Genomic DNA, 16524 nt, shown 5'->3' with positions numbered 1-16524 from the left:
TAAACACTAAAAACGGCAACGGGGTTGCCGTTTTGCTTTTACCTACTGCACAGGACTCAACGTAATCTCAACGCGGCGGTTCTGCGCTTTGCCTTCCGCCGTGCTGTTGCTGGCGATCGGGTTAGCCGGACCCATGCCGCTGGTGCGGATGCGGTTCGCTTCTACGCCCTGGGTGATCAGCGAGCTGGCCACGGAATCGGCGCGCTGCTGCGACAGACGCATGTTCAGATCCTGGCTGCCGGTGCTGTCGGTGTAACCAATCACGTTCACGGCAGTTTTATTGTACTCTTTCAGCACCGCGGCCACGCCGGTCAGGGTGTTCGCGCCTGCGGGTTTCAGCGTCGCGCTGCTGCTGTCAAAGGTCACGTTGTTTGGCATGTTCAGGATGATGTTGTCACCGCTGCGCGTCACGCTCACGCCCGTACCTTTCATTTTGTCACGCAGTTTTGCTTCCTGCACATCCATGTAATAACCCACGCCGCCGCCCAGGGCTGCGCCTGCCGCTGCGCCAATCAGCGCACCTTTGCCGCGATCTTTCTTGGAGGAGGAGAGTACGCCAACGCCAGCGCCCACCAGGGAACCAATACCCGCGCCAATGCCGGATTTGCCCGCTTCGCGTTCGCCGGTGTAAGGGTTGGTTGTGCAGCCTGAAACAGCCAGTGCGCCGCTCACCAGAGCGGCAATAACGAGTACGCGTTTTTTCATCTTATTTCCTTAATCCTTTTTATTCTTTGCCACGACGGACGTGGCAGTGGATTATGACGTCCGGATACGGAGAAAATTCAGTGTATAACTCTGAAATTTGTCACAAACGATAAATTGCCTCAATGAAAGGCCGAAACACCTGCACGCAACCAGGAGCGCACGCTTTGAGCACCTCAACAAAAACCATTCTGACCGCCGCCCACTGGGGGCCGATGCTGGTCGAAACCGATGGCGACACTGTGCTGTCGTCTCGCGGGGCTTTGCCTTCGCGCCATCTCAACTCTTTACAGACCGTCGTTCGCGATCAGGTACACAGCAAAACCCGCGTCCGCTGGCCGATGGTGCGAAAAGGCTTTCTGGCGTCACCGGATAAGCCGCAGGGTATTCGCGGGCAGGATGAGTTCGTTCGCGTGAGTTGGGACGACGCGCTGGCGCTGATCCATACCCAGCATAAACGCATTCGCGCCAGCTATGGCCCGTCGTCTATTTTTGCCGGCTCCTATGGCTGGCGCTCGAACGGCGTGCTGCATAAGGCGTCCACCCTGCTGCAACGCTATATGAGCCTGGCCGGAGGTTACACCGGCCATCTGGGTGATTACTCGACCGGCGCGGCGCAGGCGATCATGCCGTATGTCGTGGGCGGGAATGAGGTTTATCAGCAGCAGACCAGCTGGCCGCTGGTGCTGGAGCATGCGGAGGTGGTGGTGCTGTGGAGCGCCAACCCGCTCAACACCCTAAAAATTGCCTGGAATGCGTCCGACGAGCAGGGCGTTTCCTACTTCGATGCGCTGCGCAAAAGCGGCAAGCGCATCATCTGCATCGATCCGATGCGTTCTGAAACGCTGGATTTCTTCGGCGACAGCGCCGAGTGGATCGCGCCCCATATGGGCACCGACGTGGCGATGATGCTGGGTGTCGCCCATACCCTGGTGGAGAACGGCTGGCACGATACGGAATTTCTGACGCGCTGCACCACGGGCTTCGATAAATTTGCTGACTACCTGACGGGACAAACCGACGGTATTGCCAAAACCGCAGAGTGGGCCGCGGCGATTTGCGGCGTTGATGCGGCTAAAATCCGCGAACTGGCGGCGTTATTCCATAGCCATGTCACGATGCTCATGTCCGGCTGGGGGATGCAGCGCCAGCAGTTTGGCGAGCAGAAGCACTGGATGCTGGTGACGCTCGCCGCGATGCTCGGACAGATTGGCACGCCCGGCGGCGGTTTTGGCCTTTCCTATCACTTTGCTAACGGCGGCAACCCGACGCGTAAAGCTGCGGTGCTGGCTTCCATGCAGGGCTCGGTGCAGGGTGGCGTGGACGCTGTGGATAAAATTCCGGTGGCACGCATTGTTGAAGCCCTGGAGAACCCTGGCGGGTTTTATCAGCACAACGGTCAGGATCGCCATTTCCCGGATATTAAGTTTGTCTGGTGGGCGGGTGGGGCCAACTTCACCCATCACCAGGATACTAACCGCCTGATCCGCGCCTGGCAGAAACCGGAGCTGGTGGTGATCTCGGAGTGTTTCTGGACCGCGTCAGCGAAACATGCCGATATCGTTTTGCCCGCCACGACCTCGTTCGAGCGTAACGATCTCACCATGACGGGGGATTACAGCAACCAGCATATGGTGCCGATGAAGCGCGTCGTGGCTCCCCGGGATGAAGCGCGGGATGATTTTGACGTCTTTGCCGACCTGAGTGAAATGTGGGAAGCGGGCGGGCGGGAGCGATTCACCGAGGGCAAAACGGATCTGCAATGGCTGGAAACATTTTACCAGATTGCCAGCCAGCGCGGGGCTGCGCAGGGCGTGACGCTGCCGCCATTTGCTGAATTCTGGGAGGCGAATCAACTCTTCGAAATGCCGGAAAGCGAGCAGAACGCGCGGTTTGTGCGCTTTGCTGACTTCCGTCGCGATCCGGAGAATCACCCGTTAAAAACCGAAAGCGGGAAGATTGTGATCTACAGCGAACGCATCGCCAGCTTTGGCTACGCGGACTGTCCGCCGCATCCGGCGTGGCTGGAGCCGGACGAATGGCATGGCAATGCGCAGCCGGGGCAGCTTCAGCTGCTGTCTGCCCATCCTGCCCATCGTCTGCACAGCCAGCTCAACTATTCGGCTCTGCGCGAGCAGTATGCGGTGTCCGGTCGTGAGCCGATCGCGCTGAATAGCGATGACGCAAAGGCGCGGGGGATTAACGACGGCGATCTCGTTCGGGTCTGGAACGCGCGCGGGCAGGTGCTGGCAGGCGCCGTGGTGAGTGACGGGATCCGCCCTGGCGTTTTCTGTATTCATCAGGGCGCATGGCCGGATCTGGCGCTGGACGAGGGCGGTATTTGTAAGAACGGCGCCGTAAACGTGCTGACCAAAGATCTCCCCAGCTCGAAGCTGGGGAATGGCTGCGCGGGGAATACGGCGCTGGCATGGGTGGAGAAATATGAGGGACCAGCGCTTACCCTTACGGCGTTTGATCCGCCTGCCAGCTCATGATCCACGTCGGGTGTTGGGTATCATCCTGCCAGGCGCTGTCTTCGATGCGAAAACCCTGAGCATGATAGAAATTCACCGCCCGCACGTTTTTCTGGTACACCTCCAGAGTTAAATACGGGTAGTGCTGCTGAACGTGGTTCAGCAGCGCACGCCCGATCCCCTTTCCGATGAACGCCGGGGCGACAAACAGCGCCCCCACGAACTGGAACTGCATGACGCTGATAAAACCGCACAGGGTACCGCTTTCCTCCCAGACCCAGGTCTCGGCGGCGGGAAGGTATTCATCCCGCACTACCGCTTCATTCGCTTGCCAGTAACTTGCGTCGATAAACGGATGCGCCTCGGTGGTGCTCTCCAGCCACAGACTCAAAAGCGGCGCGGTGTTCTCACTTTGCCATTTGCGGATCATGGTGGCCCTCCGGATGGCAGAAGCAGCCCGTAATGTGGTCATTGACCAGCCCGCATGCCTGCATAAAAGAGTAACAGATGGTGGTGCCCACAAACTTAAAGCCGCGTTTTTTCAGCGCTTTCGACAGGGCATCTGAGGCGGGGGTCGAGGTTGGGATCTCTGCAAGCGTGGCGGCCTGCGTCACCTTCGGCTCGTTATCCACAAACGACCAGACGAATGCTGAGAAGGGTTCGCCGTTTTGCTCCATCGCCAGATAAGCACGCGCGTTACCAATAATGGCCTGAATTTTACCGCGATGGCGGATGATACCGGTATCCTGAACCAGCCTTTCCACGTCGTCGTCGGTCATGGCGGCAACCGCTACTGGATCGAACTGGTGGAAGGCTTTGCGATAGTTCTCACGCTTTTTCAGAACGGTGATCCACGACAGTCCGGCCTGCTGGCCTTCAAGGCAAATCATTTCAAACAGTTTTTTACCGTCGGTTTCCGGTACGCCCCATTCCTTGTCGTGATAATCGATATAAAGCTGATCCTGGCTTACCCAGCCGCAACGTTGCATAGGTCATCTCCCTTCCTGATACGGTAAACGCAAAAATTTCAATCTGCCCGGCTTGACGTGTCTGCTAAAGAGACAATAGTTAATACAGGGCTATACGCCCTAATACCTCTTCGAACAATGACATATATCGCCGAACTCGGCTCTTTCTGGAGTCGCTTTGATGATGATAAAAAAAATCAGTGGTCGCCATGCTGCTTCTGGCCTGGTGGGTGTTTCAGCCTGCCTGCTTTTTTGTAACACCGCTTTTGCGTGGCAACAGGAATATATCGTTTCAGATGCACAAAGTAATACGACGGAACGCTATACATGGGACGCCGATCACCAACCTCGTTATGAAGATATTCTCGCGGAGCGTATTAACCATTCGCAGAATGCTGCGGGGTTTGCCCTGAACGACCCATCCGGTTCAGATGCGGAAACCGTTCTGAGCGTTGGCTGGAATTTTCCCGTGGCGGAACATTTCACCACCGGGCCCGTCATGGCGTGGCGCACTGATGGCGCTCCCCCCGTACCGGTGAATGCGTTTGAGGATACAACCACCACGCAGTCGCTTACCGATCCACTCTGGCATGCCAGCGTTAACTCGTTGGGGTGGCGTGTCGATACGCAGTATGGTGATTTACATCCCTGGGCGAAGATCAGCTATAACCAGCAAGCTGAAGAAGAATATTTATATACGCTGGGATTGAGCGCCAAATTTTAAGTTTGTTATTTTTTTAAACGCTACGATAACATATTTCATACAATGATGACGGGGTCTGGAGCGATAGTACTCACTAACAGGACAGCGCTTCATTCCCCGGCAAGGTCATTCATTCCGGTTCCCAGGCATTTCATTCCGCTTCTCCTGCATTTCATGCCATTTTCCCCCAGCGCTACTAAGGTTTTGTTTATCGTGTCCTCAGCGAATTTCCTTAATTTATCTTGCAGGACACTGCCATGAACACATCAACTTATAACCGCACGCGTTGGCTGACGCTATTCGGCACCATCGTTACTCAGTTCGCACTGGGATCGGTCTATACCTGGAGCCTGTTTAACAGCGCCCTGTCTGATAAGCTCGGCGCGCCGATAAGCCAGGTGGCGTTCTCCTTCGGCTTGCTGAGTCTTGGGTTAGCAATTTCCTCTTCCGTGGCGGGTAAACTTCAGGAGCGCTTCGGCGTGAAGCGTGTAACCATGGCCTCCGGGATCTTACTGGGCGTGGGCTTCTTCCTGACGGCATATTCCGACAACCTGATGATGCTGTGGCTGAGCGCCGGGGTGCTGGTGGGGCTGGCGGACGGCGCAGGTTACCTGCTGACGCTGTCTAATTGCGTGAAGTGGTTCCCGGAGCGTAAAGGGCTTATCTCCGCGTTTGCCATTGGTTCATATGGCCTGGGCAGCCTCGGCTTCAAATTCATCGATGCGCATCTGCTGGCCTCGGTGGGGCTTGAGAAAACCTTTATGATCTGGGGCGTGATTGTGCTGGTGATGATCCTCTTCGGCGCAACGCTGATGAAAGACGCGCCGCAGCAGGAAGTGAAAACCGTTAACGGTGTGGTGGAGAATGATTTCACCCTTGCACAGTCCATGCGTAAACCGCAGTACTGGATGCTGGCGGTGATGTTCCTGACGGCCTGCATGAGCGGTCTGTATGTCATCGGCGTGGCGAAAGATATCGCGCAGGGAATGGTGAAACTGGACGCGGCGACGGCGGCGAACGCGGTAACGGTCATCTCCATCGCTAACCTCTCGGGTCGTCTGGTACTGGGTATCCTGTCTGACAAAATCGCCCGGATCCGCGTGATTACGCTGGGGCAGGTGATCTCCCTGGTGGGCATGGCGGCGCTGCTGTTCGCTCCGCTGAACGAAGCGACATTCTTTGCGGCGATAGCCTGCGTAGCCTTTAACTTTGGCGGCACCATTACCGTCTTCCCATCGCTGGTGAGCGAGTTCTTCGGGCTGAACAATCTGGCGAAAAACTACGGTGTGATTTATCTCGGCTTCGGTATCGGCAGTATTTGCGGGTCGCTGATTGCCTCGCTGTTTGGTGGCTTCTACGTGACATTCTGCGTGATATTTGCCTTGCTGATTATTTCGCTGGCGCTGTCCACCACGATTCGTCAGCCGCAGCGCGAGATATTCCAAGAAGCACATGCGAACGTATAATACGAGTAACATAAAACGCCCTCCGGGCGTTTTTTTATAGCACGAATACATAATCAATCCTGACGAATTCTATATTAAATTGAGATGTTGATTTATTCAGATGATTTATAGAAATAAAGAAATAATATATATACTATATTGATATATTCTTAATATAAAACACGGTGATGTGAGCGTTAATGTATCACCTTGATTTTGTTGTTGTTTAATTGTGGCTAAAAGCCGTCTTTATTTTAACTAAATTTAATAAACCCACCTCCCTTATATACTCCGTTTCCAGGCAAAATGCAGGTTAATCCTAAGGATGCATTCTGTCATCTACCGTCGTAAATGGAGTTTTTAATGAAAAAGGTTATTTTTGCACTGTCTGCTCTCGCTGTAGTTTCCATTTCCGCTTTCGCTGCTGGATCGGGTGACGGCACCGTTAAATTCACTGGTGAAATCGTTGACGCGCCATGCGTAGTTTCCACTGACTCTCAGAACCAGGAAGTTGTGCTGGGTCAGGTTAAGAAATCTATCTTCAAAGCTGTTGGCGACAAATCTGTTTCCAAGCCATTCCAGATCAAACTGGAAGACTGTGATATCACTTCTAAAAGTAAAGTTAACGTGAGCTTCAATGGCGTTGCGGATGCAGACGACGCGAAACTGCTTTCTGTTAATACTGAAGCAGGCGCGGCAACTGGCGTGGGCATTGGTATCTACGACAACGCTAACAAAGCGGTAGACATGAACACCGGTAAATCTACTACCACTCTGGCTGCTGGTCAGACCGTGCTGTACTACACCGCTAACTATGTTGCGACTAAAGCCGCAGTCACCACGGGTTATGGTAACGCAGAAGTAGACTTCAACCTGACTTACGAATAATCGTTTTTCACAAGTCTACGATAAACATAATGGCAACGGAGACCCCGTTGCCATTTTTTCCAGCGGAGTCTCAGGGAGAGAAGCATGAACCGCTTACGTTTGGCATCTTGCGCAGCACTGGCACTGGCACTGATTTCACAACACAGTTTTGCAGGCGGCGTGGCATTAAGCAGCACGCGTATTATTTATGACGGCAGCAGAAAGGAAGCTTCTCTGACGGTACATAATAAAAGTACAACCGATGAATTTCTGATTCAGTCATGGATAGATGATGTAAATGGCAATAAAAAAACGCCATTTATCATCACCCCGCCCTTATTCAAGCTAAGTCCGACGAAGAATAACGTTTTACGTATCGTGAATACGTCTGATGCCTTACCGCAGGATCGTGAGTCCGTTTACTGGGTTAACGTGAAATCTATTCCTGCCAGAAGTGAAGACGCAGAAAATAAAAACGTCCTACAAATTGCGGTGCGCACCCGTTTAAAACTTTTCTATCGCCCGGCGGGTCTGAAAGGTAACAGTATGGACGGCTGGAGCAAATTGCAGTTTACCCGCGTAGGTAATAATCAGATAAAAGTCGAAAATCCATCTGCCTTTAATCTGACATTCAATAAGTTATATGCCAACGGCCAAAACATAGAAAAAGCTGGAATGGTACCAGCAAAAGGCGCGCTGAATATTGAACTGCCAGCCGGTACAGGCAAGGTAAGCGAAGTTAAATACAACATCATTAATGACTTCGGAACGGCTGGCGACATGCTGACACAGCACGTTAATTAATTTTTTTGAAGGTTTATTACTATGCCATGGACGCATCTTCCTCCGGTCAATAAGACCCCGCGTTTCCCGCTGTCCGCGCTTGCGCTGATGATTGCGGGCACGCTCCCCGCATATGCGGGAACATTTAACCCGCGCTTTCTGGAAGATGTGCCGGGTATTGACCAGCACGTTGACCTTTCAATGTATGAATCCAACAAAGCCGATCAGCTGCCGGGTAAATACCGTGTGTCGGTGATGGTCAATGATAAAAAAATGGAGTCCCGCACCCTGGAATTTAAGGCAGCGACAGAGGCCCAGCGCGCAAAAATGGGGGAAACCCTGGTTCCGTGCTTAAGCCGTGTGCAGCTTGAAGATATGGGTGTGCGTATTGAGAGCTTCCCTGCGCTGAAAATGGCGCCGCCGGAAGCGTGTGTGCCGTTTGACGAGATTATTCCGCAGGCCGCCAGCCATTTCGATTTTGCTGACCAGACGCTGATCATGAGCTTCCCGCAGGCTGCGATGAAGCAGACGGCGCGCGGTACGGTACCGGAATCCCAGTGGGACGAAGGGGTGAATGCCCTTTTGCTGGATTATAACTTTAGCGGCAGCAATGCCAGCTACGATGCGCACGACGGTAATACCAGCTACGACAGCGACAGTTATTACCTGAACCTGCGCAGCGGTATGAACCTTGGGGCATGGCGTCTACGTAACTACAGCACCTGGACGCGAAACGATGGCAATAACCAATGGGACAACATCGGCACCTCTTTAAGCCGGGCGATTGTGCCGCTGAAATCCCAGTTGACGCTGGGTGATACCTCGACGTCGGGTGATATTTTTGACAGCGTACAGATGCGTGGTGCGCAGTTAACTTCTGACGAAGAGATGTTGCCGGACAGTCAGCGTGGTTTTGCGCCAGTTATTCGCGGTATTGCTAAAAGTAACGCCGAAGTGACCGTTGAGCAGAACAACTACGTTATCTACCGTACGTTTGTTCAGCCGGGCGCATTCGAAATTAATGATCTGTACCCAACTTCAAACAGCGGTGACCTGACGGTCACTATTAAAGAAGCGGATGGCAGCGAACAAAAGTTCGTACAGCCGTTCTCTGCGGTGGCAATCCTCCAGCGTGAAGGCCATTTGAAGTACAGTCTTTCGGCAGGGGAATACCAGGCCGGGAACTATAACAGCGCCGAGCCTAAATTCTGGCAACTGGATGCCATGTATGGTCTCCCGTACGGGGTGACCGTTTACGGTGGTTCGATCTTCTCGGACGACTATTATGCGCTGGCGGGTGGTGTCGGTAAAAACTTCGGCTACATCGGTGCTGTCTCTATTGATGTAACGCAGGCCAAAAGTAATCTGGCGAACGAAGAGAGTGCGGAAGGGCAATCTTACCGCTTCCTCTACTCCAAGAGCTTTAACAGCGGCACCGATTTCCGTCTGCTGGGTTACAAGTATTCGACCAGCGGTTATTACACCTTCCAGGAAGCGACGGATGTCCGTAGCGATGCGGACAGTACTTACAGCCAGTACCACAAACGCAGCCAGATCCAGGGCAACGTGACGCAGCAGTTAGGCACCTGGGGCTCGGTCTATTTTAACGTCACGCAGCAGGACTACTGGAACGATGAAGGCAAACAGCGCTCGCTGAATGCCGGTTATAACGGCCGTATTGGTCGCGTGAACTACAGCGTTGCCTATACCTGGACGAAAAGCCCGGAGTGGGATGAGAGCGATCGTCTGCTGTCATTCTCCCTCTCTATTCCATTGGGACGCATGTGGAGTAACTACCACCTTACAACCGATCAGCATGGCCGCACCAACCAGCAACTGGGTGTGAGCGGTACCGCGCTGGAAGACCACAACCTGAACTATAGCGTGCAGGAAGGCTATGGCAGCAATGGGGTGGGTAACAGCGGCAGCGTGAACCTGGATTACCAGGGCGGTGTGGGGAGTGCCAGCATGGGTTACAACTACAACCGCGACGGTCAGCAATTGAACTACGGTCTGCGCGGCGGCGTGATTGCCCACAGCGAAGGCATTACGCTTTCCCAGCCGTTGGGTGAGTCCATGGCCATTATTTCCGCACCAGGTGCGCGTGGTGCGCACGTCATTAACAACGGCGGCGTGGAAGTAGACTGGATGGGTAACGCGGTCGTGCCGTATCTCACGCCGTATCGCGAAACGGAAGTCTCACTGCGAAGCGACAGTCTTAACAGCCAGGTTGACCTGGATACCGCCTCCGTCAGTGTGGTACCGACGCGCGGCGCGATTGTTCGGGCCCGCTTTGATACCCGCGTGGGCTATCGCGTGCTGATGAACCTTACCCAGAGCAATGGCAGGGCCGTGCCGTTTGGCGCCACCGCCACACTTCTGGATACCAAAAAAGAGTCCAGCAGCATCGTCGGAGAAGATGGACAGCTCTATATCAGCGGGATGCCAGAGAAAGGCGCGCTACAGGTGAAATGGGGTAAAGACCAGACACAGCAATGCCGCGTGGCGTTTACGCTACCCGAACAACAGGATAATGCTGGCGTAGTGATGGCAAATGCCGTCTGCCAGTAACAGGGAAGAATATATTATGTTGAAAAAAGTACTTTCAATTGTCGGCCTGATGGGTGGGGCAGTATTGTTTTCCGGACAGGCGCAAGCGGCGGGGGATTGGGGGCCGTGTTTACCGCAGGGAGGGACGCACAGCTTTTCTTCAGTGCTGGATAAAACAGTGACGGACACTTCTAAGAATGCGGCGGGTACGGTTTTCCAGGATTTTTGGTCGTGGGATTTGGGGGGAGATTATTATGCGAGCTGTGAATGCCCGGACGATCCAGAATCAAAGGAATCTTATTATTACAAAGCCACATCAACGCTTCCACTGGGCCATGTAGAAGGAGGACGCGAATATTATGTGATCAATAATAATATTCAGTTTTCAGCTGATGTTTGGATTGAGGGGAAACGTAAAAATTATTTCACGGTACCGTTTGAAAATAAGACTAATGACGTTTCTGATCATGATGCTTGTGGAGTCCAGACTAGATTTAGAACAGGCAGTAAGGGGAAATTAAGCCTGTACATTAACCATCCCTTTGTCGGAATGCTTGATATTCCGAATACAAAAATTCTCGACGTTTATGGTGCCCGTAAAGCGGGAGCTTATGGAGCAGTTCCACTGTCATCCGTATTTATAAGTGGACATATAATCGTGCCTCAGGGCTGTGAACTCGACACCGGAAGTACTCTGGAAATCCCGTTTGGTGACTTTAAGGGCAGCGATTTCAAAGATCGTAAAGGCCAAATTCCGCAAGGTGCCATGACTTTTACTAAAGATTTGCAGTTTAAATGCACCAATATTTCCGATGGCGTGAAGATCTTTCTGCGTATTGAGGGGACGCCAAACGCCAATGATTCGAATGCCATTGATATGGGGAATCCGGATATCGGGGCTGTGATTGCAGGCATGAATGGCAACATTCTTATACCCAATGATACTAGCTCGAATCAGGCGCTGGAGGTGTTTGGCCTGGTCGATGAAACGCATCGATTTGCCAAGACGACGATTACGGCTTACCCGATCAGTACCACCGGTAAAGTGCCGAAGGCAGGGAAGTACGAAGGAATTGCCACTATGCGTATTGATGTGGAGTAAGCGGGATGAAATATGTTCATGCGTTTATAACAGCGAATCTGCTGTTCACGGCTCCGGCGATGGCGGTACCGACAAATATCGGTTCCGTTGGGGATATTCACTTCACCCTCAATGTTATGGCGGCAACCTGTGAGCTTGAAAAGGATAACATTGACGTCGATATGGGCAGTGTGGTGTTGCAACGGCCTGTGAAGGTGGGTAAAGAACTCAACCAGAAGAGCTTCAGGATTGACTTGAAAAATTGTGCGTATGCCGCGAAGGCCTACGTGACGATGGATGGTACAGCAGACGCAACTGATTCGTCACTTTTTGCCCTGGACAGTGGTGGCGCGACAGGCATTGCCCTGAAAATCAAAACGCGTGATGGTGTACAGCAGTACCCTTTCAGCACCGACAGTACGCCCGTGGGACACCTGATTTGGTTTGATGGGACGAACAAACTGAACTATGTCGCCAGCTATGTGCCTGTTAAACCGGAAGTCACGGTGGGTAAGGCGAACGCGACCATAAATTTTAGCATCACATACGAATAATCAATCAGGGCCAGTTCACTGGCCCATTATTAACGCTGCGCTCACTCCATCGATTCCGCTTTCAGACTCGCTTTTTTTTGTAAAAAACTGTAGCGATCGCACTCTCAGTTGCCACTTTTCTTCCCCGCTGTGGTCTACTTATCGCGCTTGTAGACGTTTCTGATAACGGTTTATCTCGCACCTACTTACTCTGTCTGCTTTCTCAATGAGATTCGACGGGTCTTTATACCCCTTCCCCCAGGGTTGTTTGCATGAAATATATCAGGTCTCTTACCCAGCAAAGATTGTGTCTGATGCTGGCTGTCTATATCGGTTTGTTTCTGAATGGCGCGGTGCTGTTCAGAAGAGTGGAAGGTTATTTTGAACACCTCACCGTAAGAAACGGGATTTTCGCCGCGATTGAAGTATTTGGCTCAATTCTGGCGACCTTCTTCCTGCTACGCCTGCTCTCGCTTTTTGGCAGACGTACATGGCAGGTTCTGGCCTCGCTGGTGGTGATTATCTCTGCCGCCGCAAGCTATTACATGACATTCATGAACGTGGTCATTGGCTACGGTATTGTGGCTTCGGTGATGACCACGGACATCGACCTCTCGAAAGAGGTGGTGGGAAAAGGGTTCATCATGTGGACAATTTTGACCTGCCTGATCCCGCTCTTCTTTATCTGGAGTAATACCTGTCGCTATACCCTGTTACGCCAGCTGCGTACTCGTGGACAACGCATCCGCAACGTCGCCGTCGTTCTTCTGGCGGGTCTGCTGGTATGGGCCCCTATTCGCCTGATGGAAAAACAGCAAAAACGGATCGAAAAAGCGACAGGCGTAGATATGCCAAGCTATGGCGGCGTGGTGGCTAACTCGTATCTGCCGTCTAACTGGCTGTCGGCGTTAGGTCTCTATGCCTGGGCTCAGGCAGACGAATCCAGCGATGTGAAATCGCTGATTAACCCAACCAAAAAGTTCACCTACCAGGCTCCGGCTGACGGGCTGGATGATACTTACGTGGTCTTCGTTATCGGCGAAACGACGCGCTGGGATCATATGGGTATTCTCGGTTATGACCGCGATACTACCCCGAAACTGGCGCAGGAAAAGAACCTGGTGGCATACCGCGGCTACTCCTGCGATACCGCCACCAAGCTCTCGTTGCGCTGTATGTTTGTTCGTGAGGGCGGTGCGAGTGATAACCCTCAGCGCACTCTCAAAGAGCAAAACGTGTTTGCTGTTCTGAAGCAGCTTGGGTTTAGCTCCGATCTGTTCGCCATGCAAAGTGAGATGTGGTTCTACACCAACACCATGGCGGATAACATCGCCTACCGCGAGCAGATTGGCGCCGAGCCGCGTAACCGCGGAAAGAACGTTGATGACATGCTGCTGCTCTCTGAGATGGAACAGTCGCTGAAAAACCATCCGCAGGGTAAGCACCTTATTGTTCTGCATACCAAAGGGTCACACTACAGCTACTATCAGCGTTATACGCGCGATTTCGCCAAATGGACGCCTGAGTGCGTCGGCATTAACAAGAACTGTAGCAAGCAGGAGCTGATCAATGCCTACGATAACTCGATTCTGTATGTGGATACCTTCCTCAGTCGGGTGATCGACCAGCTTCGCGATAAGAAAGCGATTGTGATTTACGCGGCCGACCACGGCGAGTCCATCAATGAGAAAGAGCATTTACACGGTACGCCGCGTAAGCTGGCCCCGCCTGAGCAGTTCCGCGTGCCGATGATCATGTGGATGTCGGATAAGTACCTGGAAAACCCGGACAAAGCCAAAATGTTTGCCCATCTGAAACAGCAGGCAGAGATCAAGGTGCCGCGCCGTCACGTTGAGCTGTATGACACCATTATGGGTTGTCTCGGCTATACCTCACCGAACGGTGGGATTAACGAAAACAACAACTGGTGTAAACTCCCTGATAACACCACAAAAGCCGCGCAGTAGCTGGTCTGGCGAGAATATCGCCAGTTGAATGGCTTTTTGAAAATAAGGGATTGACGGGGGCGCACCTCAGCAGTAAGATGCGCTCCGCATTCGGCGAGTAGCGCAGCTTGGTAGCGCAACTGGTTTGGGACCAGTGGGTCGGAGGTTCGAATCCTCTCTCGCCGACCACATTCTAAAAAGGGCTAACCGCAAGGTTAGCCCTTTTTGCATTAACGCGTTACCCCGTACAAGTCTTCAAAATACCCCTTAGCCCTGCTTCCCCCTGCCTGCTTGCGGTTTTGTGACATAATCCATTGTATTTTTTTATATATAGTTTGATCTTTTTTCGCGTTGCTTATGGATAACCTCAGCATTTTTCGCTGTGCGTTTTAACGTTCGCGGTATTTAGTGCTCAGATAATCACCATTCTGTAAGAAAATTTACCCATTCTGAATAAAACTTAATCACTGAGTGTTGCGAAATATGAAGATAATTGTGCTGCATCATGGCGAGTAGCATAAATTTCTCTGCTGAAAACTCACGGTCAGGGTTTTTTTAATCTTTGTTTGCGGTTTCTCACACTCCACGTAAATCCCCGCCACCTGTATTGACGTTTTCACATTCTGTTGACAGATTGTAGGGCACGAGGGGCATTTCAGGGAGGATCTGCGCTGCAACTCAAACGCTCTTCTGAAAGGATTCTCTATCCCTTTTAACGCCTTCGGGCATCACCGACCAGACCGGGTAAAAAATAAATAAAGGTCAGGCGGCGTAACACAACAAAGCAAAACATCACATTGGAGCACAATAATGAGTATTTCCTTGAAGAAGTCAGGGATGCTGAAGCTTGGTCTGAGCCTGGTGGCCATGACCGTTGCAGCAAGCGTACAGGCAAAAACCCTGGTTTACTGTTCTGAAGGCTCTCCGGAAGGCTTTAACCCACAGCTCTTTACCTCTGGTACGACTTACGACGCAAGCTCTGTACCGATCTATAACCGTCTGGTTGAATTTAAAACTGGCACCACGGAAGTGATTCCTGGCCTGGCTGAAAAGTGGGATATCAGCGAAGACGGTAAAACCTATACCTTCCACCTGCGCCAGGGCGTGAAGTGGCAGGACAGCAAAGAATTTAAACCTACGCGCGACTTTAACGCCGACGACGTTGTGTTCTCCTTCGACCGTCAGAAAAATGCCCAGAACCCGTACCATAAAGTGTCTGGCGGCAGCTATGAATACTTCGAAGGGATGGGTCTGCCAGACCTGATCGCTGAAGTGAAAAAAGTGGACGATAAAACCGTTCAGTTTGTGCTGACGCGTCCGGAAGCGCCATTCCTGGCTGACCTGGCGATGGACTTCGCCTCGATTCTCTCTAAAGAGTACGCGGACAACATGCTGAAAGCCGGCACGCCGGAAAAAGTGGACCTGAACCCAATCGGTACCGGCCCGTTCCAGCTGCTTCAGTACCAGAAAGATTCCCGTATTCTGTATAAAGCCTTCCCGGGCTACTGGGGCACCAAGCCGCAGATCGACCGTCTGGTCTTCTCCATCACGCCTGACGCATCCGTGCGTTACGCAAAATTGCAGAAAAACGAATGTCAGGTGATGCCGTATCCAAACCCGGCTGACATCGCGCGCATGAAGCAGGACAAAAATATCAACCTGCTGGAGCAGGCGGGCCTGAACGTGGGTTATCTCTCCTTCAACACCGAGAAGAAACCGTTCGATGACGTGAAAGTGCGTCAGGCGCTGACTTACGCGGTGAACAAAGAAGCGATCATCAAAGCCGTTTACCAGGGCGCGGGCGTTGCGGCCAAGAACCTGATCCCACCAACCATGTGGGGCTATAACGACGACATTAAGGACTACACCTACGATCCTGTGAAAGCGAAAGCGCTGCTGAAAGAAGCGGGCCAGGATAAAGGCTTTACCGTTGAGCTGTGGGCGATGCCGGTACAGCGTCCTTACAACCCGAACGCACGCCGTATGGCGGAAATGGTTCAGGCTGACTGGGCGAAGATTGGCGTACAGGCCAAGATTGTGACCTACGAGTGGGGCGAGTACCTGAAGCGCGCCAAAGCGGGCGAACACCAGGCGGTCATGATGGGCTGGACCGGCGACAACGGGGATCCGGACAACTTCTTCGCGACCCTGTTCAGCTGTGCGGCAGCGAAAGACGGTTCCAACTACTCTCGCTGGTGCTACAAGCCGTTTGAAGATCTGATCCAGCCGGCGCGTGCGACCGACGATCACAACAAACGTATCGAACTGTACAAGCAAGCTCAGGTTGTCATGCACGATCAGGCTCCGGCGCTGATTGTTGCTCACTCCACCGTGTACGAGCCAGTGCGTAAAGAAGTGAAGGGCTACGTGGTCGATCCACTGGGCAAACACCACTTCGAAAACGTGTCTGTTGAATAATAAGTAGGGTGTTCTCCCTCTCCCTTTGGGAGAGGGCAGGGGTGAGGGTCGTGC

Annotated in this window: 13 protein-coding genes and 1 tRNA gene; 11 read left to right on the top strand and 3 right to left on the bottom strand. The window is 52.7% G+C overall.

Annotation, left to right across the window (positions count from 1 at the left end; genetic code table 11):
• Nucleotides 1-42: 42 nt before the first annotated feature.
• Complete coding sequence (locus RHN82_RS08260) at nt 43-705, bottom strand: OmpA family lipoprotein (protein ID WP_022650190.1); 663 nt, start codon at nt 703-705, stop codon at nt 43-45.
• Nucleotides 706-827: 122 nt separating this feature from the next.
• Between RHN82_RS08260 and RHN82_RS08255 the strand changes: the two genes are divergently transcribed.
• Complete coding sequence (locus tag RHN82_RS08255; RefSeq protein WP_048983025.1) at nt 828-3197, top strand: molybdopterin guanine dinucleotide-containing S/N-oxide reductase; 2370 nt, start codon at nt 828-830, stop codon at nt 3195-3197.
• On the opposite strand, the gene RHN82_RS08250 is transcribed toward RHN82_RS08255, so the two are convergent.
• Both RHN82_RS08250 and tag read right to left on the bottom strand, forming a co-directional pair.
• Entirely contained in the window at nt 3166-3606 is a 441-nt protein-coding gene (locus RHN82_RS08250; RefSeq protein WP_047052667.1) for an N-acetyltransferase, read from the bottom strand. The two genes, RHN82_RS08255 and RHN82_RS08250, sit on opposite strands and share 32 nt — an antisense overlap.
• Nucleotides 3584-4165 (bottom strand): DNA-3-methyladenine glycosylase I, encoded by a 582-nt coding sequence (tag, locus tag RHN82_RS08245; protein ID WP_047052668.1) that lies wholly within the window; start codon nt 4163-4165, stop codon nt 3584-3586. Before tag ends, RHN82_RS08250 begins: the two co-directional genes overlap by 23 nt.
• Nucleotides 4166-4325: 160 nt before the next feature.
• Between tag and RHN82_RS08240 the strand changes: the two genes are divergently transcribed.
• From RHN82_RS08240 to dppA, 10 genes are all read left to right on the top strand, one after another.
• On the top strand, nt 4326-4868 hold the full coding sequence (locus RHN82_RS08240) for a lipase (protein WP_047052669.1): 543 nt from the start codon (nt 4326-4328) through the stop codon (nt 4866-4868).
• 236 nt (nt 4869-5104) lie between these two features.
• Entirely contained in the window at nt 5105-6313 is a 1209-nt protein-coding gene (locus RHN82_RS08235) for an MFS transporter (RefSeq protein WP_047052670.1), read from the top strand.
• 342 nt (nt 6314-6655) lie between these two features.
• Entirely contained in the window at nt 6656-7180 is a 525-nt protein-coding gene (gene lpfA / locus RHN82_RS08230; RefSeq protein ID WP_047052671.1) for a long polar fimbrial major subunit LpfA, read from the top strand.
• An 84-nt stretch (nt 7181-7264) separates the two neighbouring features.
• Complete coding sequence (gene lpfB / locus RHN82_RS08225) at nt 7265-7963, top strand: long polar fimbrial biogenesis chaperone LpfB (protein ID WP_047052672.1); 699 nt, start codon at nt 7265-7267, stop codon at nt 7961-7963.
• A gap of 21 nt (nt 7964-7984) precedes the next feature.
• Nucleotides 7985-10513 (top strand): outer membrane usher protein LpfC, encoded by a 2529-nt coding sequence (gene lpfC / locus RHN82_RS08220; protein WP_047052673.1) that lies wholly within the window; start codon nt 7985-7987, stop codon nt 10511-10513.
• A 16-nt stretch (nt 10514-10529) separates the two neighbouring features.
• Complete coding sequence (gene lpfD, locus RHN82_RS08215) at nt 10530-11594, top strand: long polar fimbrial protein LpfD (RefSeq protein ID WP_047052677.1); 1065 nt, start codon at nt 10530-10532, stop codon at nt 11592-11594.
• Between the two features lie 5 nt (nt 11595-11599).
• Nucleotides 11600-12127, top strand: coding sequence for a long polar fimbrial protein LpfE (gene lpfE / locus RHN82_RS08210; RefSeq protein WP_047052674.1), 528 nt, complete (start codon nt 11600-11602; stop codon nt 12125-12127).
• 251 nt (nt 12128-12378) lie between these two features.
• Nucleotides 12379-14073: a kdo(2)-lipid A phosphoethanolamine 7''-transferase gene (gene eptB / locus RHN82_RS08205; RefSeq protein ID WP_047052675.1), complete on the top strand. Its 1695-nt coding sequence runs from the start codon at nt 12379-12381 to the stop codon at nt 14071-14073.
• A 91-nt stretch (nt 14074-14164) separates the two neighbouring features.
• A tRNA-Pro gene (locus RHN82_RS08200) sits at nt 14165-14241 on the top strand.
• 621 nt (nt 14242-14862) lie between these two features.
• On the top strand, nt 14863-16470 hold the full coding sequence (gene dppA / locus RHN82_RS08195) for a dipeptide ABC transporter periplasmic-binding protein DppA (RefSeq protein ID WP_047052676.1): 1608 nt from the start codon (nt 14863-14865) through the stop codon (nt 16468-16470).
• The last annotated feature ends 54 nt before the right edge of the window (nt 16471-16524 follow it).

This window comes from Enterobacter cloacae complex sp. EB5 (assembly GCF_031432835.1).
Lineage (GTDB): Bacteria > Pseudomonadota > Gammaproteobacteria > Enterobacterales > Enterobacteriaceae > Enterobacter > Enterobacter hormaechei_C.
This window is presented reverse-complemented; position numbering and strand designations above follow the sequence as displayed.